Below are 24,173 nucleotides of genomic sequence, written 5' to 3'. Positions count from 1 at the left end.
AATTTACAGATATCGCTCTTACTCTTTTACGTATACTATGTTTAATCGTAAAAGGGGGATATCTGTCTATGAATAACGTTAAGTATATACAATCATGGTTAAGGAATATAAAAGGGGATATTCTAGCTGGGGTAGTAGTAGCACTTGCTTTAATACCCGAAGCGATTGCTTTTTCAATTATCGCAGGTGTGGATCCTATGGTTGGTTTGTACGCTTCTTTCACAATTTCCGTCGTAATAGCATTTGTTGGTGGAAGACCAGCCATGATATCCGGCGCAACTGGAGCGATGGCCTTATTATTTATAGACCTAATTGCAGAACATGGCCTTCAATATTTATTAGCGGCTACAATATTAACTGGTATAATACAAGTAATATTTGGTATATTTAAAGTAGCAAGGTACATGAAGTTCATCCCTCGTTCAGTGATGGTTGGTTTTGTAAACGCTTTAGCAATTATGATTTTTTTGCCTCAATTGGACCATTTTATTGATGAAACACGGGTGATGTACCTATTAGTCGCTGTCACATTATTTATTATTTACTTGTTTCCGTATATTTCTAAAACAATACCCTCTACATTAATTGCGCTGGTGGTAGTCACATTTATTGCGATTTTTATGGACATCAATATTCGTAATGTAGGAGATATGGGAGCGATTTCGCAAACATTGCCTATATTTTTAATTCCTAACATTCCTCTAAATCTGGAAACATTATTAATTATTTTACCTTACTCTCTTGCGCTTGCTATTGTAGGTTTGTTGGAATCTTTGCTAACGGCGTCTATTGTGGATGAATCTACAGGAACAGAAAGTAATAAAAATGTGGAGAGCAGGGGACAGGGAATTGCTAATATCGTTACTGGTTTTTTCGGTGGAATGGCTGGCTGTGCAATGATAGGACAATCGGTTATTAATGTAAAATCAGGCGGTAGAGGCAGATTATCTTCATTAGTAGCTGGAGCATTGCTTATGTTTTTAATCGTTATTATGGGCGATGTTGTTGTTCAAATTCCAATGGCTGCACTGACTGGAATTATGATCATGGTTGCTATAAGTACATTTGATTGGAATTCGCTGCGCACCATTCACTTAGTACCGAGAAGTGATGCAATTGTTATGGTTGTTACGGTATTAACAGTTGTTTTAACGCATAATTTAGCTATAGGTGTTTTTACAGGTATTATATTAAGTTCCATTTTTTTTGTATCAAAAATATCTCAAGTACATGTGGAAAGCTTAATGCAAGAAAATAAAAAAGTATATATCATCCGAGGAGAACTATTTTTTGCATCCGTTACAGAATTACTCCCTCAATTTAATTATGAAGAGGAAATTAAAGAAATAGAATTAAACTTAAGCAATTCGCATATCTGGGATGATTCTGCAGTTGTTGCTGTAGAGAAAATTATAGACAGGTTTAAAGAAAATGGAAAGCATGTGGAAGTAACCGGTATGAACGAGGCAAGTACCGAATTAGTAGGGAAGTTAGCAAATAAACTGGGGTCACATTAGGAGGGGAATAGTTTGTATAAAAAGATTTTACTTGCTACAGACGGTTCTGAACATTCAAGACGTGCAGCAGAGAATGCGATAAATATTGCAAAATGCGACGCTAAATCAAAAATTGATATTTTATTTGTTGTTGACGTTAATAAAGCTAAATCGGATGTACTTAATAATTGGAACACAATTGATATAAATGATTCACGAAAGAAACGAATTAAAGAAGCGGAAAGGCTTGCGAAAGGATCAGGTGTGTCTTATGAGATAATAATATTACACGGTGATCCGGGTCCTACCATTGTTGACTACGCTAATAAAAACAAGCTAGATATCGTAATTATAGGAAGTAGAGGTCTTAATGGATTACAGGAATTTGTTTTAGGTGGTGTAAGTCATAAGGTTGCAAAAAGAGCGGATTGCCCAGTGCTCATTGTAAAATAATGTAGAGGACTTAACCCTCGAATTAACTGTTTGAACTTATTTTATTGGTGCGAAAGTTGAGTTATATATAAAGAGACTGGGACAAAAGTGTTTTAACCAAAGTAGTGCATATATACCGCTACGGAAATACACTACGCTTTCCGCGGGCGCTGCTGAGCCTACTCCGAGCTATCGCTCTACGTAGTCTCACCTAGGCTTTTCATCCCGCAGGAGTCTCCGTGTATTTCCTTCGCTATTATGGCGAAATGTTCGGCTTTGAGTTAAACACTTTAGTTATGTCCCAGGCTCTATACGTGGTTTAAAGTCTTTCCCCATTTTTTAGTTTTTCAATAAACTCATTCAAATCTTCTTTTTTAACTCTCCAGTGTCTGCCTATTTTAAATCCGGGCAGTTTCCCCTCTTGTACTAATTTATAAGTTGTCATTTCACTCAGCTGCAAATACTCTGCTACTTGTGAAACAGTCATAATTTCCTTCGTCATAAGAGATGCCTCCAAACTGTTAACATGTCTATATCATACCACAAATGGTAAATGGTTATTGAAATTTTATAACAAATTAGCTTAAATTATACTTAATTATACTCAAATATAAAATAATGACCTTTTTATATAATTAGATAGATAATTGATGAATAACGGAGAACGGATGAGTATTTTATCAATGTCTACGCTTACTTTCGGTTTTGTATTTTAAAATTTATATGGTATGATTCGTTTTGTTGAAAACGGAACTTAACTTTTGTGAGAGTCGAAAGTTACTATACTATAAAAATTTTAAAAGAGGTGCTAAATTGAAAGTACAGGAATTAAAACAAGAATGGTTCGGAAATGTGCGAGGCGATATATTAGCGGGAATTGTTGTAGCCCTGGCCCTTATACCAGAAGCGATTGCTTTCTCAATTATTGCAGGCGTTGATCCAATGGTTGGCCTTTACGCTTCATTCTGTATTGCGGTAGTTATTGCCTTTGTGGGTGGACGGCCGGGAATGATCTCTGCTGCAACAGGTGCAATGGCGTTACTCATGGTAGATTTAATTGCCGACCATGGGCTGCAGTATTTATTGGCTGCAACCATCTTAACAGGAGTTATACAAATAATATTTGGAATATCTAAAATGGCAAAAGTGATGAAGTTTGTTCCACGTTCAGTGATGGTTGGCTTTGTGAACGCACTTGCCATTATGATTTTTACATCCCAGTTACAGCATTTTGTTGATGAAACATGGGTAATGTATGCACTTGTTGCGTTGACGTTGGCAATTATTTATCTTTTACCTCGAATTACAAAAGCGATACCATCGACACTTGTAGCGATTGTAGTCGTAACAGCAGTTGCTGTTTTAGGTAATATAAATGTGGGAACAGTTGGAGATATGGGTGCATTGACACAACAGTTACCTGTCTTCTTATTCCCGAGCATTCCATTTACATTTGAAACATTCATGATCATTCTGCCTTATTCTTTATCATTGGCGATTGTTGGATTACTAGAATCATTGTTAACAGCTAATATTGTTGATGATATGACAGATACAGAGAGTAATAAGAATAAAGAGAGCAGTGGTCAAGGAATTGCGAATATCGTATCAGGATTTTTTGGTGGAATGGCTGGTTGTGCAATGATTGGACAATCGGTTATTAATGTGAAATCCGGCGGAAGAGGTCGCTTATCAGCACTTGTTGCAGGTGTGTTTCTCATGTTCTTGATTGTTGTTTTAGGTGGGTTGGTTATACAAATACCACTCGCAGCCTTGGCTGGTGTAATGTTCATGGTCGCCATCAGTACATTTGATTGGTCATCCGTTAAAAACCTTGCGAAACTTCCAAAAACAGATGCAATCGTGATGGTTGCTACCGTGATTATCGTACTTGCGACGCATAATTTGGCTATTGGGGTATTAGCTGGTGTATTATTGAGTGCCATTTTCTTTGCAGCTAAGATATCTAAAGTTAAAGTAACGGAAGAACTTGTACTTCGAGAACAGAAGAAAATCTATCGTGTAGACGGACAATTATTTTTTGCATCTGTAAGTGATTTTCCAAGTAAGTTTAACTTTGAGGATTCTGTCAAAGAAGTAGAAATTGACTTAACGAATACACACTTGTGGGATGATTCTGCAATTGGAGCATTGGATAAGATAGAAATGAAGTTTGCACAGAATAACATTAAGGTCAGTTACAGCGGGATAAATGCAGAGAGTGAGCAACTGAAGAGCCGAATTGGTGGTATTTCGAACGCATCTGGTCATTAATTAACGGTTATATGGTTAAAAATAGAGATAAATGAGAGGTGAGGCATTTGTTTAAACGAATTTTATTGGCAGTAGATGGATCAGAGAATTCCATCCGATCTACTCATCATGCTATTTCACTTGCTGAAAAATTTGACGGAGCGATCGATGTCCTTTATGTTGTTGATGGGAATAAAGCAAAAGAAGATGTTTTACATGCTACAAATAAATTTGAAATTGAAAAAAAGCGTAAAGAAAAACTTAATCCAATAAGGGAATTATTGGAGCGGTCGGTTGCTGAATTTAATACACATGTACTTCATGGGGAGCCTGGACCAGAGATTGTCGCGTTTGCGAACGAAAAAGGATTTGACTGTGTCGTGATTGGAAGTCGTGGATTGAATAACTTACAATCTTTTATATTAGGCAGTGTAAGTCATAAAGTTGCAAAACGAGCAGAATGCCCAGTTCTTATAGTGAAATAAGAAAGCAAACGGTCCTATAAATAAGATACCAAAAACCTGAGTTTAGTTTCCTAACGACTCAGGTTTTTTGAGTTGCTCTACCCTTGTGATTTAAGAAATAGATAAAAAACGATATAATAAAAAGATGAGAACTCCGAACGTAAGAAGGAAGTTGACTACATGTCTATTTATCCAATGGTGAAAGCTTTACTTATAGGAATTACTGGAGCTATTCTTTTTGTTGCAGTGGGCCTACCGATGCCATGGATGCTTGGTCCATTATTTGCAGTATTATCCGTACAATTACTTACCCCAATTTCGCTTAAATGGCATCCTGTTTTTAGAAATATAGGTCTTGTCATTGCAGGATATGTAATTGGTTATGCATTTACATTAGAGGCTTTGCGTGATATGAAGCAATATTTTCCGGTTATGCTTCTCATCAATATTGTCTTTTTTATATTATTTTTGTTAATTAGTTCATTGATGGCATACCGGACAAAGATGGACCGTGGTACTGCGATGACTTGCTGTGTACCTGGAGGACTGCAACAGATCATTATATTCGCTGAAGAACAGAAAAATATTGATTTGTCTGCTGTGACTTTTTATCATATTCTTCGCGTTTTAATGATTGTTACGGTCGTTCCGTTTATTGTAACAAGCGACCAAACATCACACGTCCAGAATTCGGTAGAAGGGGTTTACTCCGTTTATCTGATTGGACTTCTTGTGCTTTGTTATTTTACGGGGTTCCTCTTTAAAAAGATAAAGATCCCAACCGCTTATTTGCTAGGACCAGTCTTTTTAATTATGATGTTTAATTTAGGAAGTGTTGAAGTCCCAGTTATGCCATCCTCACTTCTACATGTGGCACAATTGGTTATTGGAATTTACATTGGTCTTCTGTTGAAAAAAGAGAATATCAAACTTACCAAAAAGCATATTTTTTATGCCTTTTTTTCAAGTGGGGTATTAATTCTATGTGCACTAGGCATTAGTATTCTTCTCCAAAGGCAAACAGCACTAGATTTCTCGACTGGTTTTTTAAGTGTTGTTCCCGGAGGTCTAGATCAAATGGGTATTATTGCTGCTTCTGTAAAAGCAGAAGTGACAATCGTAACCGCATTTCAATTGTTCCGCATTTTATTTCTGTCGGTATTTATTATTCCTTTCGTAAAATATGTGGTGAGCAAGGATACGAAACGGAAGAGTTTGGAAAATTAAGCTTTAAATGTTATATAAAAGGGCGGTGAAGGCAGATTTATGATTTATATAGGTTTAACTGGATGGGGAGATCATGATTCCCTTTATCCAAATCATATCAAATCGACAAATAAATTAACGGAGTATAGTAGCCATTTTCCTGTTGTGGAAGTAGATGCTTCTTTTTATGCTGTTCAGTTGCTGCGCAATGCGGAAAAGTGGGTGAATCAGACACCAGAGACGTTTCGATTTGTGGTGAAAGCTTATCAGGGAATGACCGGTCATCAGCGTGGAGATATTCCTTTTGCCTCTAAGAAAGAGATGTTTGAGGCTTTTATACAATCCTTAAAACCATACCAGGAAACCGGTAAACTCGCTTTGGTTCTTTTTCAATTCCCACCATGGTTTGACTGCAGGAAGGAAAACGTTACGTATTTGAGATATTGTAAGCAAATGATGGAGGAAATTCCAATCGCCCTTGAATTTAGACATCAATCCTGGTTTAATGAACGCTATCGTGCTGAAACACTTGCTTTTATGAAAGAAGAAGACTGGATTCATTCTATTGCGGATGAACCACAGGCCGGAAAGGGGTCCATTCCATTAGTGCCGGTAGCAACGAATGCAAATATGACATTGGTTCGGATGCATGGGAGAAATATCCATGGGTGGAATAAGTCTGGTAATGCTAATTGGCGGGAAGTTCGTTATTTGTATAATTATAACAAGGCAGAACTCACTGAGTGGAAGAAGATGATTATGGATTTAAGTAAAGATACAAAAGATATCATTGTCCTGTTCAACAATAATTCCGGTGGTGATGCAGCGAGCAATGCCAAAACATTTCAAGAACTGCTCCAAATTCAATTCGAAGGGCTCTCCCCGAGGCAACTTGATTTGTTCTAAGTTTGCGTGGAGGGAAGAGCCCTCATCGCATTTTGGCCTTTCCTACTTGTTTTTTTATCATCGCATTTTATATAAACTCTGAAGTAACTGCTGGTTTTCTATCAGTATGCAGAAACTTCGGCGACCGCTCTGGGAAATATACTTGCGGTTCGCGGGCGGCTGGTGAGCCTCTTCATGCTAACGTATTTCAGAGTCTCACCTATGCCTTTCCTCCCGCTGGAGTCTTCGTATATTTCCCAGAGCTGGAAGGTTGCTGACAATGACTAAACTTGCTAATAGATAAAAATAATCTACTACAGCTTCACCAGTCCGGATGAGCGAAGGACGGTGACTCCTGTGGGAACAAATGTTTTCGGTGGGGCGAGTAATCGCAGTCCCAGCACGTGTCCGAAGACCAGAAGAGCGGTTTTCTCTTCGCGGCTGAGGCCGTGCCCGCGGAAAGCATCCGCCCAGAGCGATCCCGGACGGCAGCAAGAGCGCATTTCTCCTGGAAATAAATCTAAAGTTACTTCGCATTTTATCTCAACTCTGCGATAATTAAAAGGCTATAAACATTACGAAAACAGCGTTATTTTTATTAAGATACACTCAGGGATATGTATTGCATGACTTGCTCGACAGATTTCTCCCCAATTTCTTCCCATTTCGCTTTATGTTTTATTTGCCCATCTGTATCAAGCGGTGTCTGAAATTGACTAAACCCAGTAGCTGTTAGTAATGAGGACCCATCCTTGTCCAAACCAATATTTACAACATGTTTGATAACAAAAGGTGTTTGAAACTCGAGAAGGGCGTCTTTATGATCCAACTGTCCGCTTACAACCTTAAAAGGTAATCTTATATAAATCGTTTCTCCACCCTCTCGTGATAGAATTCCATCAAAGAAACCTTTATCATAATCCCAACCTCCACATAAGCCATATCCTAAGGGCTTAAGTCCAGACAGCATTTGCCCAAAGTAAGCTCTTTTTCCTTCAATTTCTGTATCTAGTTCAATCATTTTCCTTCACTCCTTTTAAGATATAATGTTACCTATTCTTGCCAATATCTTAAAAAGGTATTCAAATATTTAATGTGAATTAATGATGAGTAATGGTTGTGTTATTTTATTGTATCTGACAAAATAAAAATAAATGACAATTCTGGTTTCCGATATTTAATGGGGACAGAGTGTAAGTAAAAGAGGAATATCATATGAATGAATATAAGCTTGATAAATTATTACATATCCGAACAGGAGCAGGGGAGAAACTGCTCTACCCTGAATCCATCCAATACAATCCATATGAACCAACGCCATATAGCGCATTAGAAACACTTTTCAAGAATTACGAAATGGGTAAAGATGATCAATTGGTTGATTATGGATGTGGAAAAGGAAGGATGAACTTTTATATTCATTATTTTTTCGGTATATCTGTCAAAGGAATTGAAATGGATGATAAATTCTTCCAAGAAGCAATTATTAATCAAAGAAATTACTTACATCATACAAAAAAGAATGGTGATACGATTGAATTCTTTTGCTGTCTGGCAGAAGAATACATCATTGAACCGAATGATAATCGTTTCTATTTCTTTAATCCATTTTCAGTAACGATATTTAGAAAGGTCATTAATAATATTTTACGCTCTGTAGAAAATACGAAACGTGAAATCGAGTTAATCCTATATTATCCACACGAAGATTATGTTTATTTTCTTGAAAACAACACTTCTTTTGAATTGATAAAGGAAATTATACGGCCGGCTTTATATGAGAGAAATCCGGATGAACGCTTTTTGATTTATCGCTTATTATATTAAAAAAACGTACTCTGAGCAAAATGCGCTTTAGAGTGCGTTTTTAGATGGTACGAATCACTTATTTCTTCTTGGGTATTCTCTTGATGGTTTTTAACTCCTGTTTAAGTGCTTTAAAGAGAGAAAACATCATTAAAATCACAACAAATGAAAAGGGAAGTGCAGCAGCTATAATGGTATTTTGCAATGCAGTTAACCCACCTACATAAAGTAAAATGAGAGCTACTGCCGACTGTGCAAGACCCATAATCGTTTTAACTGTATTAGGAGGAGTTAATGACCCTCTTGTGGTTTGCATTCCTAAAACGAATGTAGCTGAGTCAGCCGACGTAATAAAGAAAGTCATAAGCAACAAAATTGATAAGGTGGATAAGATGAATGAAAAAGACATTTGGTCATACATGTTAAAGGTTATTAGTTCTGTTGAATATTGTGTTAAGTCGATACCACTGTTTTGAATATCACCTGCTGTAGTCCCAAACGTTGCAAACCAGATGGCGATAATGAAAGTCGGTACAATCATAACTCCAATCATAAATTCACGAATAGTTCTTCCGCGTGAGACACGAGCAATGAACATTCCAACAAAAGGTGCCCATGAGATCCACCATGCCCAGTAAAAAATCGTCCAGGAATCAACCCAACCACGATTATCCCCTTCTAGTGGTGCGGTACGAAAACTCCATTGCACAATGTTTTGAAGGTATAAACCAAAAGTATCTGTAAACATGTTAAGGATAAGCATTGTTGGTCCAATAAATAATACTCCAAAAAACAATAAAATTGCGACAACCATATTCGTATTCGATAAATATCGAATCCCTTTACTTAGCCCCGACCAAGATGAAACAAGGAATAGAACCGTTACAATCGCAACAATGATAAACTGGGATGCGAAACTAACATCAATTCCAAATAAATGATTCAATCCACCGTTAATCTGCATAGCTCCTAATCCAAGGGACGTTGCTACACCAAATATTGTTGCAAATGTCGCAAGTACGTCAATCGCTATTCCAAATGGACCGTTCATCCTATCGCCGAATAGAGGTTTTAAAGTTGACGAAATCAAGCCGCGTTCCCCTTTGCGAAATTGAAAAAATGCAAGTGAAAGTGCAACAATTCCATACATAGCCCAGCCATGGAAACCCCAGTGGAAATAAGTTAATGAAAGTCCTTCCTTAAATGCCTGTTCAGTACCTGCTTCAGATAGCGGCGAATCTAAAAATCCGTGAAAAAGCGGTTCAGCAGCACCATAGAAAACAAGCCCTATACCTAGTCCTGCAGAGAATAACATCGCAATCCAAGTAGGTGTAGAAAATTCAGGTTTTTCATTATCTTTTCCTAAACGGATTTTGCCGTAAGGGCTTAGGATGATAAAGATGGAAAGAATAATCAGAGCAATCATCAGCCACATATAATACCATCCGAAGTTGGTAGAGATAAAAGCATTCAGGTTTGTTGTTACTTTCTCAAATCGTACAGGCATGATAGCACCGATCAAAACAAATAATACAACTAAAGCAATGGTGATATAAAAAACATTAGAAACCTTCTTCATGTGAACCCCCTGTATAAGCTAATAGTATCGGATAGATGTTGCTGGAATTGCCGGTAGAGGAGCGAAGAAAATGAGATTTTTGCAACATCTTTCTTTTGTGTACAGTTAGCATTTGGAGTTTCAGGGAAATTATACTTTCAAGAAAAAGCTTCAAGAGAAGATCGTTACTAACCACATTTTGTAGTTAGTAACATATACGAACTATAACTTTGCCATTGATTCGATAATCGTTATCATCTTGTAAAGCTGATCGTTTACTGGTGTTGGAATTTGATATTTCTTTCCAAGTTCACATACCTTTCCAGCAAAGTATTCCACTTCGGTTTTACGATTGGCTTCAATGTCTTGCAGCATGGATGTTTGACCATCGGGTGCCAAATTCATTAAAATAGGTCGGTAATTACGTAAATCATCTTCTGTTAAATGAACCCCGATACTTTTGGATATTTCTACTACTTCATACATAGCTTGTTCCATCCATTGATGAAGTGCAGGGATTTCCTGGAAATATTTAAAAGATGCGCGAAAGACTGCAGAAGTTTGGTTTACTCCTACATTAAACATAAACTTAGCCCAAATGGCATGCCATATATTTTCTGGAATTTCATATGGAATATCAGCCATATCAAATAATTCTCTTAGCGCTATAATATTATCCGAAGTTGTTTGATCCCTTTCCCCAAAGCAAATTTTTCCCATACTGGAAAAACGAATTTTATTATTTGTGCGTAAAGCATCAATCCCTACACACATACTATAGAGAATATGTTCATTATTAGTAGCTTCATAAATTTCCTCTTCACTTGATATGCCATTTAAAAGAGAAAGAATAATTGTATCAGGCCCAATATGGTGCTTCATATCTAATATAGCCTGTTCCAGTTCTGCGTTTTTTACTGCGAAAATTACAAGATCTGCAGGTTCTGTCTTTGCCTCTGGAAGTATATAATTAAAATGAAAAACAGTACCATCCACATTCAATCCCTCTGATTTATACCTCCGAATTCGCTCCTCGTTGGCAACAACACGAAATGAGGCCCCTAATAAGGTATGTAACTTGCTTCCATAAGCAGAGCCAATCGCCCCTAAACCAATTAATGAAACATTTTTAATTTTTTTCATAAGTATCCTCGCTTTTCTTTATTTTTGTACTATAATTTTATTATATAAGAAAAAGTTTCGATTTCAAAATTTATTTGAAAATTCCTTTAATTAATCGAAAGGTTTTTCTATTAAAATAGAGGAGAATAAAAATGAAAAAGATTACATTTGAAGATATATATACAATAGGGAATATAGTATTTGAAAACACTCTATATAAACATATTCATTATCCGGAAATGTTAAATCGGTATGATAGTAATTTTATACAATTTAAGCACTTACCAACGTTAGATGAATTCAAAGATACTGAAGATTATTTGAGGGAATTCCATTTTAGAAGGAATCAGAGGCACGTAAAGTTTTATTTCCCAGAAAGCGAAAAACCCGATGAGAATGAAATGAACTATTTAAAAAAACAAGGGTATGAGGTTGGGTATCTTGAGCTGTACACTATCCAGCCAAATCAGTTTCCAAGAGTAGAAAATAGTTCAGATATACTTATCCAACCTGTAACAGTTGATAATTTTGAAGCCTATTTAAAATTACGTTTTGAACAGGATTTGGAGTTTGGGAAGAACTTTGCAACGCAAAAAATTGATTTAAATAAGAGGCAATTTAATAATCCAGCAATTATGCAGATTATTGCGAGTTATAAAGGTAAGCCTGCAGGAGCGGTAGATGTAATTATGACTGAAAAAACGGCAGAAATTGATAGTCTCGATGTAAATGAATTTCTGCGTAAAAAGGGAATTGGAAGCAGACTGCAGTATTTTGTAATGAAAAAATTTTGGGATAAAACAGTGCTATTAGTTGCCGACGGGGAAGATACACCAAGGGAAATGTATCAAAAGCAAAATTATCAATATGGTGGATTTAAATATGAGGTACAAAAGATTTATAAAGAACAAGCACTTTGATCCATAAGGTATTAATTAAAAGGAGAATTCGATATCGAATTCTCCTTTTATTAATAGGGAGGTATATTGGGATAGAATGCTGCTCGATTTGATTCTGCATGCTGATTTCTCTATCGATTAAAGGTTTTAATCAAACGTTTGATTAATTGACAATTTAAGAGGAGTTGCATAAACTAATATTCAAATAACTATTTGAATGTAGAGGTGAGAATATGAATAAGGATATATGTGAAGTAACTTGTATTGATAAGGAGAAAGTAAACAGAGTCAGTCAAAGGCTTCAGGAACAGAATCCAATGGAAGTTGCCAAAGTATTTAAGGGTCTTTCAGACGATACGAGGGTTAAAATTGCTTATGCACTTTCGTTAGAGGAAGAGTTATGTGTATGTGATGTCGCGAATATTATTGGATCTACAACTGCCACGGCATCTCATCATTTACGCTTGCTTAAAAATATTGGATTGGCTAAATATAGAAAAGAAGGGAAATTGGTGTACTATTCGTTAGATGATGCGCATGTCAAGCAATTAATCCAATTTGCCTTTCAACACCATAAGGAGGTTGCAGAAATTGGGTGAATCCGTAAAATCATTGGAAGATAGTAAAAATGTTTATCGTGTACAAGGATTTTCCTGTGCGAATTGTGCAGGTAAGTTTGAAAGAAACGTCAAAGAAATTCCTAGCGTCCAGGATGCGAAAGTAAATTTTGGCGCTTCCAAAATATCTGTTTATGGGGAGACCACAGTAGAAGATTTGGAGAAGGCTGGGGCTTTTGAAAATCTTAAAGTTGTACCTGAGAAAAGGCAGGAAACGGATTGGGTTGAAGGAAACAACCAAGATAAAGAACCATTTTTTATGAAACATAGCACCATTATGACTTCTGCTTTGTTTCTATGCTTCGGTTACCTCTCTCTAGTTGTAAAAGGGGAAAGCAATAGTGTGACGGTCGCTCTGTTTGTTGCTTCCATTTTATTAGGTGGATACTCACTTTTTAAAGTAGGTTTCCAGAATTTATTGCGATTGGATTTCGATATGAAAACATTGATGACTGTAGCGGTTATTGGGGCTGCACTTATCGGGGAATGGGCAGAAGGTGCGGTTGTCGTTATTCTTTTTGCAATCAGTGAGGCAATCGAAAGGTATTCAATGGACCGGGCCCGAAAATCCATAAGTTCTTTGATGGATATTGCACCAAAAAAGGCGCTAATTAGAAGATATGGTCAGGAAGCAATGCTTCATGTTGATGAGATTCAAATAGGTGATGTTATGATTATCAAGCCCGGACAGAAAATTGCGATGGATGGGGTCGTTATTAATGGTTACTCAGCAGTTAATCAAGCAACAATCACGGGAGAATCTGTTCCTATTGCAAAGACAATCGATGACGAAATATTTGCAGGAACACTAAACGGAGAAGGTTTGCTTGAAGTAAGAGTAACTAAACTTGCAGAAGATACAACACTTTCAAAAATTATCTATCTGGTTGAAGAGGCACAGGCGGAACGTGCACCATCGCAGGCATTTGTTGATAAATTTGCAAAGTATTATACGCCAGCAATTATGATCGTTGCTTGTTTAGTCGCAATAATACCACCATTGCTTTTTGGGGCAAGTTGGAATTCCTGGGTTTATCAGGGATTAGCCGTACTGGTGGTCGGTTGTCCATGTGCTTTGGTAATATCGACTCCAGTCTCTATTGTCACTGCAATTGGTAATGCTGCCAAAAATGGTGTTCTGGTTAAGGGTGGCGTTTATCTGGAAGAAATGGGAGCACTAAAAGCCATTGCTTTTGATAAAACAGGTACGTTAACAAAAGGCATTCCGGTAGTTACGGATTTTAAACTCATCTCGAAAGAGGTTAATTCAAAAGAAGTCCTTTCCATTATTGCAGCACTTGAAAGTCGTTCCCAGCACCCTCTTGCTTCAGCGATTATTAAAAAAGCAGAACAGGAAAACATCAGCTATTCTAATATTTTTGTTGAAAACTTTTCGTCAATTACAGGTAAAGGTATTAATGGAGATATAGAAGGAACAACGTATTATATAGGCAGTCCAAGACTTTTTCATGATTTGGGATTGGAACACTCTATAGAACATGAGGTCACATTACTTCAAATGCAGGGAAAAACCGCGGTAGTAATCGGGACAGAGAAGCAGGTTATTGCAGTAGTAGCTGTAGCAGATGAAGTGCGGGAAACGAGTAAAGATGTGATTAAAAAACTGCATCAGCTTGGAATTAACAAAACAATTATGCTTACAGGTGATAATGCAGGAACTGCTCAAGCGATAGCTCAGGAAGTAGGCGTAACTGATGTTAAAGCTGAGCTGTTGCCGGAAGATAAATTGGATTTCATTAAAAAACTAAGAAATGAATATGGCAATGTCTCGATGATAGGAGATGGTGTTAATGATGCACCTGCTTTAGCTGCCTCTACAGTCGGAATTGCGATGGGAGGAGCTGGTACGGATACAGCTCTTGAAACAGCAGATGTAGCTCTAATGGGCAATGACCTAAGTAAACTTCCATTTGCAATAAAATTAAGTCGTAAGGCATTAACCATTATTAAGCAAAATATCACCTTTTCAATTGCTATTAAAATCATTGCCTTATTACTAGTTATACCAGGATGGTTAACACTATGGATTGCCATTCTTGCTGATATGGGAGCTACACTTTTAGTTACAGCAAATGGATTAAGGCTTCTTCGATTAAAAGATTGAGAGATCGGCTATTGGGCGGATTTTTGTTTATCTCTAAGCTTAAATGCATCAGCGAGTAATTGTATTCCTTTCATGCGGTTTGCAGCTCCTGGAAAGTTAGGGATCAGGGTAACTTCGTCAGCCTGATAGAATTCCGCCAATTTTAGTATTTCCTCTTTCACGTGAGCAGGATTTCCAACGATCATTCTTTTACGTATTTGATTAATCTTTTGTTTTTCTAACGAACTATATTGTCTTTTTTTTGCTGTTTCAACAGAAGGGAAATAAGGCGGATTTTTTGCTGTTTCAAGGGAGGCCATCCATAAATCGAATGCCTTTGAAAGTTCTTCTGCTTCTTCTTTTGTTTCAGCGATTACGACGAAAACACTAATGGATACATTTGGTTTCTCGTGAAAAACAGAGGCTTTAAAATTTTTCCGGTAGGTTGCTATTATGTCAGCACCGACTTCTGAAGGTTTTATAAAATGAGCATACGAATAAGCAGTGCCGTATTCAGTGGCAATTTTTGTACTCTTGCCTCCCGCGCCCAACATCCAAATCTCCGGGAGTGTTTCGGTGACAGGGGTGGCGATTAAATTCTGAAATCGATGTTCTTGATTCGTCTCACCTGTCAGGTATTTCTGGATATCAGTTACTTGTTGCTCGTAGGGTAGTCTTTCCTCTTTTTCTTCATTCAAGACCTTACTAACAATTCTTCCGCCGGTGCTGTTCCCAATACCCAAGTCGATGCGAGCCGGATGGAGTGCCTCCAACATTCGGAAATTTTCAGCAATCTTATAAGGACTGTAATGAGGAATCATTACTCCGCCTGATCCAACTCTAATTGATTTAGTGGCAGCGGCCAGATGCATCATAAGCATCTCAGGAGCACTGCTGGCAATGGACAGGGCATTGTGCTGCTCAGGGACCCAATATCGGTGGTAGCCAAGTTCGTCTGCGTATCTGGCAAGTTCAGTAGTTTGTCCTAATGCATCACGAGCATTAGATCCTTCATCTATTAGTGCATAATCAAGAATATTTAAGAAAACCATTTACCTTACTTCCTCTCTCTGTGTTGCAATTTGGTGTGGATATTTTTTATAGCACCAAAAAGGAATACCCACTACTATGTGCAGGAATCCCTTTTAATTATCAAACCTTCCCTAGGACGGCTTTTAAATGAAGCAATCCTTGATAACTAATAAACCGCTTCGGTGCTGACTACATCCAAATCTGATGAAGCGGGTTTGCGTGTCTTCTGAAAAACAACGAGTTCATAGGCATCAACAAATGTATATTCGCCAATGATTTCTTGCTGCTCGGTTCTTTTAGTGGAATTATTGGTTACGGCAATACTCCACTTCCCTGATGAGGGGAGATGAAGGTCATATTTGTTATTAGATGGATTAATATAAATGGAGAAATCATCTTTATCACCTAATAATGTAAATCCAAAAACCGGTTGAGGTGTTTCAATAACATGAAATCTTCTTCTTATTTCCTGTTTGGATGTCATTCGAAAAACATCATATTTTTTTCTTAAGGAAATGAGTGTTTTTAGAAAAGTAATATTTTTTTGTTCCTGTTCTCTTTTATTCCAATCAAGTTGATTAATATGGTCTCCTGAAATATAGCTGTTTTCATCACCCTGCTTACTGCGGAACCACTCCTGACCAGCGTGGATAAAAGGCACGCCTTGGCTTAGTAGAACGATTCCAGTAGCTAATTGATGCATTTTTTTACGTATGGACTCATCAACATCAGGATTTGTCAGCTGCAGGCGATCCCATAAGGTATGGTTATCGTGGCACTCTACATAGTTGACCATCTGATTTACATCCGACACAAAGGGTTCACCATATTCTTCCAGTGAAGATCCTGACAGTAAGTTAGGCATTTTCTCGAGAAAGCGGCCCTCTCCATTAATATAACCAGTATCCTGTTCATTAAATAAATTTCCTTTTAAACAATCACGGAAATAGTCATTGAAAAAGCGAATGCCCCCTAATTTTCTAGAGTTAAAACTAGTTGCCTTCCAATCAGATGGAATTGCTGTCGGTAATTCCCATCCTTCTCCAAGCAACATCATTGGTACATCTTCTGCGTTACAGCGTTCTTGAATTTGTTTCATTGTCTCAATATCCATTGCGCCCATAAGATCAAAACGGAATCCATCTACATGATATTCATTGATCATAAAATCAATCGTATCAAGAATAAATTTACGTGTCATCTTTCTTTCCGTGGCAATATCATTTCCAACCCCAGTTCCGTTGCTTAATTGTCCGTTAGGTTGATAGCGAAAATAATATCCTGGAACTAGTTTCTCAAAAGGTGATTCTTCCAAAATAAAAACATGGTTAAACACAACATCAAGAATCACAGCTATTCCTTCACGGTGGAATGCTTGAATCATTGTTTTTAGTTCATTAATCCTTGCTATCGGTCTATCCGGTAATACCGAGTAGCTCCCTTCTGGGACTTGGAAATATAACGGATCGTAACCCCAATTATATTGTTCATCCGGGTGAAGTTCATCTACACGTGCATAATCGTTGATTGGCAATAACTGAACATGTGTACAGCCGATTTCTTTCATATAGGAAAGCCCGGTGGAAAATCCGTTTGGAGTGGTAGTACCAGTTTCAGATAAACCTAAAAATTTTCCGCGATTCATGATGCCGCTTTCTTGTTGAATCGTGGCATCTCTTACATGAAGTTCATAGATGATGGCATCCTGCAAATTTTTGACGGTAGGCCGACTTTGTTCATGTTCTACTTGATCGGACCTTGAAAAATTAACAACAACGCCTTTTTCACTATTGGCAAGCATACCCTTTGCATATGGATCATTTACGCGTTGGGTATCCCCGTTAAGGCTTACTTCAAATTCATACGGATATCCATGCCAGTCACCCTTAATTTCCGTCTCCCATACGCCTTTTTCACGTTTGCTTAGCGCATACATGTTGTCACCTAGTACCAACTTTAAGGCGGTTGCTGTTGGGGACCACACAGAGAAGATAGTGGAATCCTCCGTACACGTTGCTCCAAGCTTAATAGCTGTCGCAGAATAATTCTCATCAAACCATTTTGTGCGGACAATTGCACGAGGATAAACTGGAAATTTCATTTCTCCCCATAGAAGAACAAGCTCTTCACCGATAGGAAGTTCCTCTTCGTTAGCGAGTCGAACTGTAGAATCATCTATTTTCTCCTGAAACGATACAGAAAAATTCCTTTGTTCCTTTTCCCAATAAAGAATAGGTTCATCCTTACGGAAATCCGGTAATTTATTTAAATGATCGGCAATGACTGTCAGTAAATGAACGTCATCCATCCAGGCTATATTCTTTTTCACAATGACAACTCCTCTTCCACTGACGCTTAACTGCTACAGTATATGTTATACCAAACTTTTCGGGAATTTCATAAAATTATTATATCTAAATAAATTATTCACTCGATTTACCATTATTAAACATTATGATTCGATAAAATAGAAAACTCCACAAGTAGTGTCAATTTTCGACAAAAACCACCAGTTATTGTCGAAGGAATTTTCTGAAAACTGGCTTGAATTCTCTTATTTTTATATCTATAATTAATTATAATGTACAAAACGATAATAACTCCAGTATATTTACCGTTTTGGAAGGAGGCACCATTTGTTGAAATACAACATTTCAGAACAGGATATATATTTATTTCACCAGGGCACAAACTATCAGAGCTATAAAATGTTAGGTTGTCACGTTACGGAATGGGAAGGTAAAAGGGGACACCGATTTTCCGTTTGGGCACCTCATGCACAAGAAGTGCGTATCGTTGGTGACTTTAATCATTGGAATGGCAATGCACATCCATTAGAAAAGGTAACAAGCGAGGGAATCTGGATTGGTTTTTTCACAGATATATCGGACAGTACGATATACAAATATGAGATTATAACTTCAGATAATCAAGTGTCGTTAAAAGCTGATCCATATGCACTCCAATCAGAGCTTCGGCCGAGAACTGCTTCCGTGACACCTGTTGGAAAATCAGTTTATGAATGGAAAGACCAAGATTGGAAGGCACGGAAAGAAACTTTTGACCCATACTCCTCTCCGATTTCGATTTATGAAGCCCATCTGGGTTCATGGAAAACAAAAGAATCAGGTGAATTCTTTACATATCGGGAACTTGCTGAGGAACTGGTACCTTATGTGAAATCCCTTGGATATACCCATATTGAATTATTGCCGTTAGCTGAGCATCCTTTTGACCTATCTTGGGGCTATCAGATAACGGGCTATTATGCTGTTACGACCCGTTATGGTTCAAGTGATGATTTTAAATATTTTGTGGACAAGTGCCATAGAAATAATATAGGTGTCATTATGGACTGGGTTCCAGGTCACTTTTGTAAGGATGATTTTGCACTTCGGGAGTTTGACGGAAAGGCTTTGTATGAATATAGAGATCCCCTTAAAGCAGAGAAAAGATCCTGGGGAACGTTGGCTTTTGATTTCGGTCGGCCAGAGGTTCAGAGTTTCTTAGTTTCCAATGCGCTGTTTTGGCTGAAAGAATATCACATAGATGGAATTCGAGTGGATGCAGTTGCCAGTATGTTGTATTTAAATTTTGATAGACATGATGGAGAAGAGAAAATTTACAATTCTTCAGGTGGAGAAGAGAATCTGGAAGCTTTTGCATTTATACGCAAATTGAATGAAGTCGTTTTTTCATATGAACCGAATGCGTTAATGATGGCTGAAGATAGCTCGGACTTACCTCTCGTTACAGCTCCGACATACGCTGGAGGGCTTGGTTTCAATTTCAAATGGAACATGGGCTGGATGAATGACATGCTTAAATATATGGAAGAAGAAGCAGGGAATCGAAAATGGCATCATAATTTACTTACCTTTTCCTTTATGTATACGAACTCTGAAAACTTTCTATTACCACTTTCGCATGACGAGGTTGTACATGGTAAAAAGTCATTGTTGGATAAGATGCCGGGAGATCAATGGCAGCAGTTTGCCAATCTCAGGCTTTTATATGGTTATATGTTTGCTCATCCAGGAAAGAAGCTTCTGTTTATGGGTGCAGAACTTGCACAATATGCAGAGTGGAAGGATAAGGAACAGTTGGATTGGCATTTACTTGATTACCCGCTCCACAATGGAATATATAAGTATATAAGCGAATTAAATCATTTTTATACGGGTAATTCTGAACTTTTTGAAATGGATCATCGACCAGAGGGGTTTGAATGGATTGATCCACACAATATTGATCAAAGTATTATTGCCTTCAGAAGGAGAAGTATGCAACCGGAGAAAGAATTGATTATCGTTTGTAATTTTACTCCAAATACGCATTTTGATTATAAAGTTGGGGTTCCGTTTGCAGGGAAATATGAGGAAATTTTTAATTCAGATCGGACAGAATATGGTGGATCTGGGCAAATAAATGGTTCTAAACATTTTAGTTTCCCAGAAAAATGGCATGCTTTGCCGCAACATATAAAAATAAAAGTACCACCGTTAGCAATCACGATATTCAAACGTAATCAGTTGGATGAGGAGGGGTCATAAATGAAAGAATGTGTTGGCATGTTATTGGCAGGAGGAGAAGGTAAGCGTTTAGGGGCTTTAACCCATCATGGGGCGAAACCGGCAGTACCTTTTGGTGGTAAATATCGGATTATTGATTTCACATTAAGTAATTGTGCTAATTCTGGAATTCAAACACTTGGAGTATTAACACAGTACTCTCCCTTGGAACTGAATAGACATATTGGAAATGGTAAACAGTGGGATATGGGCAATAAAAGTGGTGGAGTAACAGTATTATCTCCATACACTGGAAAAACGGGTGGGGACTGGTATTCCGGAACTGCCGATGCCATCTATCAAAACATCCACTTTGTCGATCAATTTAATCCAGAGTATGTGCTTGTTATTTCCGGTGACCATATTTATCAGATGGATTATCAAAAAATGCTTGAACAACATAAAGAAACAGAAGCAGATGCAACAGTGTCTGTTATCGATGTGCCAATCGAAGAGGCCTCCAGATTTGGAATATTGAGTGTGTCTGAAAATCATCGTATATATGAATTTGAGGAGAAACCTGAAGCACCTCAAAGTAACCTGGCGTCGATGGGAATATACATTTTCACATGGAAAAAACTGAAATCCTATTTATTTGAAGATGCACACAATAAACAATCCAGTCATGATTTTGGGAAAGATATTATCCCTGCAATGCTCCAGGATAATCATCGGATGTTTGCTTACCACTTCAATGGTTATTGGAAAGATGTAGGAACGATTCAAAGCTATTGGGAGGCTAATATGGATTTACTCCATGAGAAATCAGGGCTAACTTCCAATAATAAGAATTGGAGAATCTATACAAACGATTCGAATCTTCCACCACAATATATAAGCCAACATGCATCTGTGAAAAATTCTCTAATAAATTCAGGATGTTTTGTATATGGGCATATCAACAATTCTGTTCTGTTTAGAAATGTAAGGATAGAACAAGGAAGTATCGTTAAACAATCTATCATTCATCCGAAAGTAAGCATTGGAGCAAACTGTATGTTAAAACGTGTCATTGTTATGGAAAATACCGTAATTCCAGAGGGGACCATTCTTCAAAGAAGCGAGGATGAGGAGCCACTTGTTATAAATGAAGAAGTATTAGGTGAAATGCTTACACCTGCAGGGGGGGATAAATAATGGAAAAAATGATGGGACTTATAAATTTGGATCATGAACACTATGTGTTTAATGAACTTGCTTATTTCCGTAATAATGCTTCTCTGCCATTTGGGGGACGTTATCGAATGATCGATTTTGCTTTATCGAATATGGTTAATTCAGAGATTCATGAAGTTGCGGTTTTTGTAAGGAATAAGTACCGCTCACTCCTGGATCATATTGGAACTGGAGAGAATTGGGAGCTGGACAGGAGAAATGGCGGTTTGTTTATTCTTCCGCCAGATTGGAATGACCCGTCTGACAGCTCAAAGGGAGATCTTCGGTTTTTCCATAATAATCGTGATTATTTCCATCGCAGTAAATCTCGGTATGTTTTAATAAGTGGTAGTCAATTCATCTCCAACTCCGATTATAAGAATGCATTCAAATTCCACTTGGAAAGGAATGCTGATGTTACGTTGATCAGTGCTGATGTTGGCGAAGTTCAGCCGGAGCACTATCCATATTTTCGAATTGAAGCAGATGATTCCGGTTGGGTGGAAAATATAACACATGATCAGAAGAATTCAAAGCTCTTTACCGGTGTCTATATTATTAATAAAGACCTCCTGCTAGATTTAGTTGATGAATGCATTGCGTATAATAAGGATAATTTTTTTGTGTGTGGTATTAAGGACAAACTATCTGACTTAAAAATACAAAAGTATGATCATTACGGTTATAGTGCTTTTGTAAATACTATTGAAAGCTTTTATAAGCAGAATATGAATCTTTTGAAAGAGGAAAATTATCGAGATTTATTTTTCAATAAGAATTTAGTCCGTACGAAAATTTCTAATAATCCACCAGTGAAATATTGTGAACACGCAGAAGTTAACGATTCCTTACTTGCGAATGGTTGTGTAATTGATGGGACTGTTGAAGGAAGCATGCTCTTTCGCGGGGTTAATATTAAATCCGGTGCAACAGTGAAAAATTCCATTATTATGCAAAGGTGTACCATTGAAGAAGGGGTATATTTAGAAAATGTAATCTTGGATAAGGATGTATATGTAACAAAGGGTCAAAAAATCATCGGATCAAAGGAAAAGCCCTATGTTGTTGCAAAAAGGCAAGTTATTTAGACTAAAGTCTTATAGTTTAATAAATTAAGGAAGGTGAGATATAAATGAATAATATATTATTTGTCGCCTCAGAATGTACACCATTTATTAAAACAGGGGGATTGGCAGACGTAGTTGGCTCGCTTCCACAGGCACTAAGACAATATGAGAAGCAGGAAGTGCGTGTAATTTTGCCGCTATACGACGAAATGGATGAAGAATGGAAGGATCAACTCGAATATCTCTGTTCCTTTGATGTACAACTAGGCTGGCGTACCCAGGAAGCACATCTTTTTACTTTGACTTATAATAAAATTATTTATTACTTCATCTCCAATGACTATTATTTTACGAGAAAAGGTATTTACGGTTATTACGATGACGGGGAGAGATTTGTTTTCTTCAGTCATGCGGTTATTGAGTCTTTAAAATATATAGATTACAAGCCACAAGTTCTTCATGGACATGACTGGCAAACGGGGATTGCTATTGCCCTTGCGAACATTTTACAACCTGTTGAAAATATGAAGACTATCTTTACGATTCATAATATTAAATATCAAGGTGTGATGCCCTTGGATATTTATGAGGACTTCTTCCGGTTAGGGAGAGAACATATAAGTGGATTGGAATGGGATGGAATGCTTAATTGTCTGAAAAGCGCGCTATTCCATGCGGATAAAATTACAACCGTAAGTCCAAGTTACGCTGATGAGATAAAAGACCCCTATTACAGTGAAGGCCTCCATCCAATGTTATTGAATAGAGCAGATGATTTAGTTGGAGTTATTAATGGGATTGACACACGAGAGTATAATCCTTCTTCAGATCCATCCATTTTTATGAATTACCGTTCGGCTAGATCAAAAAAAAGAGAAAATCGGATGCATCTTCAGCAACAAATTGGACTTTCATATAAAGAAGACAGCCCATTATATGTCATCATTACCCGACTGGTGGAACAAAAGGGATTACATCTTGTTCAGCACATTTTGGATGAATTTTTAAATCAGGATATTCAATTTATCGTACTAGGAACTGGAGAGAAAGAATTTGAAGGTTATTTTGCGGATATTGCCTATCGTTATCCCGAGAAGGCTGCAGCTCTATTAACTTTCGATGAAGGACTCGCCCGACAATTATATGCAAGTGCTGATTTCTTCTTAATGCCATCTAAGTTCGAGCCGTGTGGATTGTCGCAGCTTATTGCTCTACAATATAAGACTGTTCCTATTGTAAGAGAAACGGGTGGTTTGAAAGATACTATCCATCCTTATAATGAATTAACAGGTGATGGGAACGGCTTTAGTTTTACGAATTATAATGCACATGATCTTCTGAATGTACTGAACTATTCGCTTGAGATATTTAATAATCCTTCTGAGTGGCAACAATTATTAAAGAATGTAAATAAAAGTCAGTTCAGCTGGAAGGATTCGGCACATCAATATGTGACAATCTATGAAAGCTTATTGCCGGAATTGGTTTATGGATAAGGGAGGAATG

At 37.4% G+C, this 24,173-nt stretch carries 20 protein-coding genes; 14 read left to right on the top strand and 6 right to left on the bottom strand.

Annotated elements, in window-relative coordinates; translation table 11 throughout:
- Positions 1 to 68 precede the first annotated feature (68 nt).
- Both ACFOUV_RS13945 and ACFOUV_RS13940 read left to right on the top strand, forming a co-directional pair.
- Complete coding sequence (locus tag ACFOUV_RS13945) at positions 69 to 1,517, top strand: SulP family inorganic anion transporter (protein ID WP_379497397.1); 1,449 nt, start codon at positions 69 to 71, stop codon at positions 1,515 to 1,517.
- Positions 1,518 to 1,529: 12 nt separating this feature from the next.
- Positions 1,530 to 1,949 (top strand): universal stress protein, encoded by a 420-nt coding sequence (locus tag ACFOUV_RS13940; protein WP_379497396.1) that lies wholly within the window; start codon positions 1,530 to 1,532, stop codon positions 1,947 to 1,949.
- Positions 1,950 to 2,247: 298 nt separating this feature from the next.
- Here the strand turns inward: ACFOUV_RS13940 and ACFOUV_RS13935 are convergent, their stop codons facing one another.
- A complete protein-coding gene (locus ACFOUV_RS13935; RefSeq protein WP_379497395.1) occupies positions 2,248 to 2,430 on the bottom strand; it encodes a helix-turn-helix domain-containing protein in 183 nt (60 codons plus the stop codon).
- Positions 2,431 to 2,741: 311 nt separating this feature from the next.
- On the opposite strand from ACFOUV_RS13935, the gene ACFOUV_RS13930 reads away from it, so the two are divergent.
- From ACFOUV_RS13930 to ACFOUV_RS13915, 4 genes are all read left to right on the top strand, one after another.
- A complete protein-coding gene (locus ACFOUV_RS13930) occupies positions 2,742 to 4,202 on the top strand; it encodes a SulP family inorganic anion transporter (RefSeq protein WP_379497394.1) in 1,461 nt (486 codons plus the stop codon).
- Between the two features lie 47 nt (positions 4,203 to 4,249).
- Positions 4,250 to 4,666 (top strand): universal stress protein, encoded by a 417-nt coding sequence (locus ACFOUV_RS13925; protein WP_379497393.1) that lies wholly within the window; start codon positions 4,250 to 4,252, stop codon positions 4,664 to 4,666.
- A gap of 159 nt (positions 4,667 to 4,825) precedes the next feature.
- Positions 4,826 to 5,872, top strand: coding sequence for an AbrB family transcriptional regulator (locus tag ACFOUV_RS13920; RefSeq protein ID WP_379497392.1), 1,047 nt, complete (start codon positions 4,826 to 4,828; stop codon positions 5,870 to 5,872).
- Positions 5,873 to 5,911: 39 nt separating this feature from the next.
- Entirely contained in the window at positions 5,912 to 6,757 is an 846-nt protein-coding gene (locus ACFOUV_RS13915) for a DUF72 domain-containing protein (RefSeq protein ID WP_379497391.1), read from the top strand.
- Between the two features lie 577 nt (positions 6,758 to 7,334).
- Here ACFOUV_RS13915 and ACFOUV_RS13910 read toward each other — a convergent pair.
- On the bottom strand, positions 7,335 to 7,757 hold the full coding sequence (locus tag ACFOUV_RS13910) for a YugN family protein (protein WP_379497390.1): 423 nt from the start codon (positions 7,755 to 7,757) through the stop codon (positions 7,335 to 7,337).
- Between the two features lie 194 nt (positions 7,758 to 7,951).
- On the opposite strand from ACFOUV_RS13910, the gene ACFOUV_RS13905 reads away from it, so the two are divergent.
- Entirely contained in the window at positions 7,952 to 8,563 is a 612-nt protein-coding gene (locus ACFOUV_RS13905; RefSeq protein WP_379497389.1) for an SAM-dependent methyltransferase, read from the top strand.
- Between the two features lie 58 nt (positions 8,564 to 8,621).
- Here ACFOUV_RS13905 and ACFOUV_RS13900 read toward each other — a convergent pair whose 3' ends face one another.
- Both ACFOUV_RS13900 and ACFOUV_RS13895 read right to left on the bottom strand, forming a co-directional pair.
- Entirely contained in the window at positions 8,622 to 10,121 is a 1,500-nt protein-coding gene (locus ACFOUV_RS13900; RefSeq protein WP_379497388.1) for a BCCT family transporter, read from the bottom strand.
- Between the two features lie 201 nt (positions 10,122 to 10,322).
- Positions 10,323 to 11,243, bottom strand: coding sequence for a ketopantoate reductase family protein (locus ACFOUV_RS13895; protein ID WP_379497387.1), 921 nt, complete (start codon positions 11,241 to 11,243; stop codon positions 10,323 to 10,325).
- Positions 11,244 to 11,374: 131 nt separating this feature from the next.
- Between ACFOUV_RS13895 and ACFOUV_RS13890 the strand changes: the two genes are divergently transcribed.
- From ACFOUV_RS13890 to ACFOUV_RS13880, 3 genes are all read left to right on the top strand, one after another.
- A complete protein-coding gene (locus tag ACFOUV_RS13890) occupies positions 11,375 to 12,142 on the top strand; it encodes a GNAT family N-acetyltransferase (RefSeq protein WP_379497386.1) in 768 nt (255 codons plus the stop codon).
- 212 nt (positions 12,143 to 12,354) lie between these two features.
- A complete protein-coding gene (locus ACFOUV_RS13885; RefSeq protein WP_379497385.1) occupies positions 12,355 to 12,720 on the top strand; it encodes an ArsR/SmtB family transcription factor in 366 nt (121 codons plus the stop codon).
- Positions 12,713 to 14,863 carry a heavy metal translocating P-type ATPase gene (locus tag ACFOUV_RS13880; protein WP_379497384.1) on the top strand — a complete coding sequence of 717 codons (2,151 nt, stop codon included), beginning with the start codon at positions 12,713 to 12,715 and terminating at the stop codon, positions 14,861 to 14,863. The genes ACFOUV_RS13885 and ACFOUV_RS13880 overlap by 8 nt, the downstream gene beginning before the upstream one ends.
- Before the next feature lie 8 nt (positions 14,864 to 14,871).
- Here the strand turns inward: ACFOUV_RS13880 and ACFOUV_RS13875 are convergent, their stop codons facing one another.
- Positions 14,872 to 15,894, bottom strand: a complete 1,023-nt coding sequence (locus tag ACFOUV_RS13875) for an LLM class flavin-dependent oxidoreductase (RefSeq protein ID WP_379497383.1) — start codon at positions 15,892 to 15,894, stop codon at positions 14,872 to 14,874.
- A 146-nt stretch (positions 15,895 to 16,040) separates the two neighbouring features.
- Positions 16,041 to 18,203 carry a type I pullulanase gene (gene pulA / locus ACFOUV_RS13870; protein ID WP_379497382.1) on the bottom strand — a complete coding sequence of 721 codons (2,163 nt, stop codon included), beginning with the start codon at positions 18,201 to 18,203 and terminating at the stop codon, positions 16,041 to 16,043.
- 310 nt (positions 18,204 to 18,513) lie between these two features.
- Between pulA and glgB the strand changes: the two genes are divergently transcribed.
- From glgB to ACFOUV_RS13850, 4 genes are read left to right on the top strand one after another with little or no spacing between them, the layout of a single operon-like run.
- The gene (glgB, locus tag ACFOUV_RS13865; RefSeq protein WP_379497381.1) at positions 18,514 to 20,427 is read left to right on the top strand and encodes a 1,4-alpha-glucan branching protein GlgB; all 1,914 of its coding nucleotides are present in this window, start codon (positions 18,514 to 18,516) and stop codon (positions 20,425 to 20,427) included.
- The gene (locus ACFOUV_RS13860; protein WP_379497380.1) at positions 20,428 to 21,582 is read left to right on the top strand and encodes a glucose-1-phosphate adenylyltransferase; all 1,155 of its coding nucleotides are present in this window, start codon (positions 20,428 to 20,430) and stop codon (positions 21,580 to 21,582) included. It abuts the gene before it with no gap.
- Positions 21,582 to 22,688, top strand: a complete 1,107-nt coding sequence (glgD, locus tag ACFOUV_RS13855; protein WP_379497379.1) for a glucose-1-phosphate adenylyltransferase subunit GlgD — start codon at positions 21,582 to 21,584, stop codon at positions 22,686 to 22,688. Before ACFOUV_RS13860 ends, glgD begins: the two co-directional genes overlap by 1 nt.
- Before the next feature lie 44 nt (positions 22,689 to 22,732).
- Entirely contained in the window at positions 22,733 to 24,163 is a 1,431-nt protein-coding gene (locus ACFOUV_RS13850; RefSeq protein WP_379497378.1) for a glycogen synthase, read from the top strand.
- Positions 24,164 to 24,173 lie beyond the last annotated feature (10 nt).

Source organism: Oceanobacillus longus, assembly GCF_042650085.1.
Classification (GTDB): Bacteria; Bacillota; Bacilli; order Bacillales; family Amphibacillaceae; genus Oceanobacillus; species Oceanobacillus longus.
The sequence above is the reverse complement of the archived record's forward strand: the minus strand, read 5'-3'. Positions and strand labels throughout refer to the sequence as shown.

Coding starts and splice junctions, on each gene's coding strand:
- ACFOUV_RS13860 (WP_379497380.1), top strand. CDS start 20,428: ATGAAAGAATGTGTTGGCATGTTATTGGCAGGAGGAGAAGGTAAGCGT.
- ACFOUV_RS13900 (WP_379497388.1), bottom strand. CDS start 10,121: ATGAAGAAGGTTTCTAATGTTTTTTATATCACCATTGCTTTAGTTGTA.
- ACFOUV_RS13945 (WP_379497397.1), top strand. CDS start 69: ATGAATAACGTTAAGTATATACAATCATGGTTAAGGAATATAAAAGGG.
- ACFOUV_RS13915 (WP_379497391.1), top strand. CDS start 5,912: ATGATTTATATAGGTTTAACTGGATGGGGAGATCATGATTCCCTTTAT.
- ACFOUV_RS13885 (WP_379497385.1), top strand. CDS start 12,355: ATGAATAAGGATATATGTGAAGTAACTTGTATTGATAAGGAGAAAGTA.
- ACFOUV_RS13850 (WP_379497378.1), top strand. CDS start 22,733: ATGAATAATATATTATTTGTCGCCTCAGAATGTACACCATTTATTAAA.
- ACFOUV_RS13905 (WP_379497389.1), top strand. CDS start 7,952: ATGAATGAATATAAGCTTGATAAATTATTACATATCCGAACAGGAGCA.
- ACFOUV_RS13920 (WP_379497392.1), top strand. CDS start 4,826: ATGTCTATTTATCCAATGGTGAAAGCTTTACTTATAGGAATTACTGGA.
- ACFOUV_RS13935 (WP_379497395.1), bottom strand. CDS start 2,430: ATGACGAAGGAAATTATGACTGTTTCACAAGTAGCAGAGTATTTGCAG.
- ACFOUV_RS13910 (WP_379497390.1), bottom strand. CDS start 7,757: ATGATTGAACTAGATACAGAAATTGAAGGAAAAAGAGCTTACTTTGGG.
- glgD (WP_379497379.1), top strand. CDS start 21,582: ATGGAAAAAATGATGGGACTTATAAATTTGGATCATGAACACTATGTG.
- ACFOUV_RS13890 (WP_379497386.1), top strand. CDS start 11,375: ATGAAAAAGATTACATTTGAAGATATATATACAATAGGGAATATAGTA.
- ACFOUV_RS13895 (WP_379497387.1), bottom strand. CDS start 11,243: ATGAAAAAAATTAAAAATGTTTCATTAATTGGTTTAGGGGCGATTGGC.
- ACFOUV_RS13875 (WP_379497383.1), bottom strand. CDS start 15,894: ATGGTTTTCTTAAATATTCTTGATTATGCACTAATAGATGAAGGATCT.